We start from the raw sequence: 2,115 nt of genomic DNA on the forward strand, positions 1-2,115 counted from the left end.
CTGGAGCAGGGTCTGGAGCAGGGTCTGGAGCAGGGTCTGGAGCAGGGTCTGGAGCAGGGTCTGGAGCAGGGTCTGGAACAGGGTCTGGAACAAGGCTGCCAAGCGACACGCCACCTACTCACCAGCCTGGCCCACCACCGCTTCGGTTCCACGATCGCTACGCAGGCCGAGCCGTTTCTGACGGCGATTGCCGACCCGGTACAGCTCGCGGACCTCGGTGATGCGCTCCTCTCCTGCCCCGACGGCACTGCTTGGCTGCGCGTTCTGCATCAGATGCAGTCCACGCCAACCGCCGGCGACGAGCACCCATAACCGACATCCGAGAGCATTCGAGTCAGGCCAAAAGGAGAGGCCCAATTCCTGCACTGAAACCAAGCCATTGTCGATGCCCATCACGAGAAATATCGAATAAGCGCCCTGTGGGCACGGCCCACCCTTGTACCTCTGATAATTCAGTAGTCCCGATGACCCATCCATCCCACCAATTGCAGCCCGGCCTCTACGGTAAGCTGCCGAGCAATGGCGACTTCGTGTCCCGCCGGTTACCCACCACCTTCGTGGAGCCTTGGGACCGCTGGCTCCAGGAATCCATCGCAGACAGCCGGGACCAGTTGGGCGAACGCTGGCTCGATACCTACCTCACCAGCCCGGTCTGGCGCTTTGTGCTCGCACCGGGCGCGGCCGGTCAATCCGCATGGGCCGGCCTGCTCATGCCGAGTGTGGATCGGGTCGGACGCTACTTTCCGCTGACCCTTGCCTGTCCCCTGCCCGCCACGGGTAATCCGCTCGGCGTTCTGGCCAGCGCTGCTGCCTGGTATGACGCGGCCGAGACCCTCCTTCTCACCTGCCTGGAGCAGGACCTCGCACTCGCGGATTTCGACCAGCAGATTACGGCCCTCGGACCGCCGCCGAATCCACCCCGGTCGAATGCCCTTGGTCCGGGTCAGTCGGCCGCCCGGCGCCTGCCGCTGCCCGCCGATCTCACCGTCCTCTGTCCCAGCCTGTTGCACCAGACCCTGGGGGAGCTCTTCTTTGCCTACAGCCTGTGGTGGTCGAACGGCTCGGAGGTCGTCGAACCCTCGGTCTTGCTGTGTCAGGGCCTGCCGCCGAGTGCCGGATTTGCGGGCATGCTCACGGGTGAGTGGGACCAGTGGGGTTGGGAACAGACCCCGGCCGGGCCGATCGGGGATGTTTTTCCGGGGCCGCAGGGATCATGAACCGCGCGAACCTGCTGCTAAGTGGCATCTCGGCCGGTGCCACTCACCGCGGGAACGTGCGGGAGGTCAACGAAGACGCCTATCTGGACCGACCGGATAGAGGGTTATGGGCGGTAGCGGATGGGATGGGCGGTCATGCCGCCGGTGATCTGGCGAGCCGTTTGGTCGTGCAGACCTTGGAGACGGCGCCGCAACACCCGTTTTTAGGCCTGGCAGTGGCGAGTCTGCGCGACTGCCTCGGTGATGCCAATCGGCGTCTGGGTGCCGAAGCCCGGCGCCGCGGGGAGGCGGTCATCGGCAGCACCCTAGCCGCTTTGATGGCGATGGGGGGGCATTGCGTCTCGCTGTGGGTGGGAGACAGTCGGATCTACCGCCTGCGTAACGGGACCCTGCACCGGCTCTCGCATGACCACAGCCAGGTACAGGCACTCGTCGACCAGGGTCGGCTCTCCCCTGATGCGATGGAAGAGCACCCGGCGGCCCATGTCGTCACCCGGGCCCTGGGTGCCGGGGAGCTGCTGGAAGTCGATGCCCAGCTCTGCGAGATCAAGAACGGCGACCGCTTTTTGCTGTGCACCGACGGACTCACCAGAGAGATTCCCGAAGGCGATATCCTCGAGTTCTTGGCACGGATCGGGCTGAACGCGGCTCCCCAAGCCCTAATCGACGAGGCCTGCAAACGGGGCGCACGCGACAACGTAACCGCGGTCGTGGTCGATTTTCTGGCGCCGGAGGCTACCCCGGGCGAGCACGTGTAACTTGCTTCGCGGACACCCGAGAGTCTCGCTATCGAGGCGGTGGCCAAGAAAAAGGCCAAGGAAACCGGCAAGCCGGTGGTGCCGGTGCGTTGCGAGGGCTTCCGCGGGGTATCCCAGTCCCTGGGCCATCACATCGCCAA

General features: G+C 65.2%; 3 protein-coding genes. All 3 read left to right on the top strand.

Annotated features, from left to right (window positions below):
* Positions 1-312, top strand: a 312-nt coding sequence (locus BQ17_RS21505; RefSeq protein ID WP_369406458.1) for a hypothetical protein, incomplete at its 5' end; no start/stop codon positions are given.
* 152 nt (positions 313-464) lie between these two features.
* Entirely contained in the window at positions 465-1,217 is a 753-nt protein-coding gene (gene tagF, locus BQ17_RS05165) for a type VI secretion system-associated protein TagF (RefSeq protein WP_089724892.1), read from the top strand.
* The gene (locus BQ17_RS05170) at positions 1,214-1,975 is read left to right on the top strand and encodes a PP2C family protein-serine/threonine phosphatase (protein WP_089724894.1); all 762 of its coding nucleotides are present in this window, start codon (positions 1,214-1,216) and stop codon (positions 1,973-1,975) included. Before tagF ends, BQ17_RS05170 begins: the two co-directional genes overlap by 4 nt.
* Positions 1,976-2,115: the final 140 nt, after the last annotated feature.

Origin of the sequence: Candidatus Thiosymbion oneisti (assembly GCF_900092655.1) — a bacterium.
In the GTDB taxonomy this organism is placed as follows: domain Bacteria; phylum Pseudomonadota; class Gammaproteobacteria; order Chromatiales; family Chromatiaceae; genus Thiosymbion; species Thiosymbion oneisti.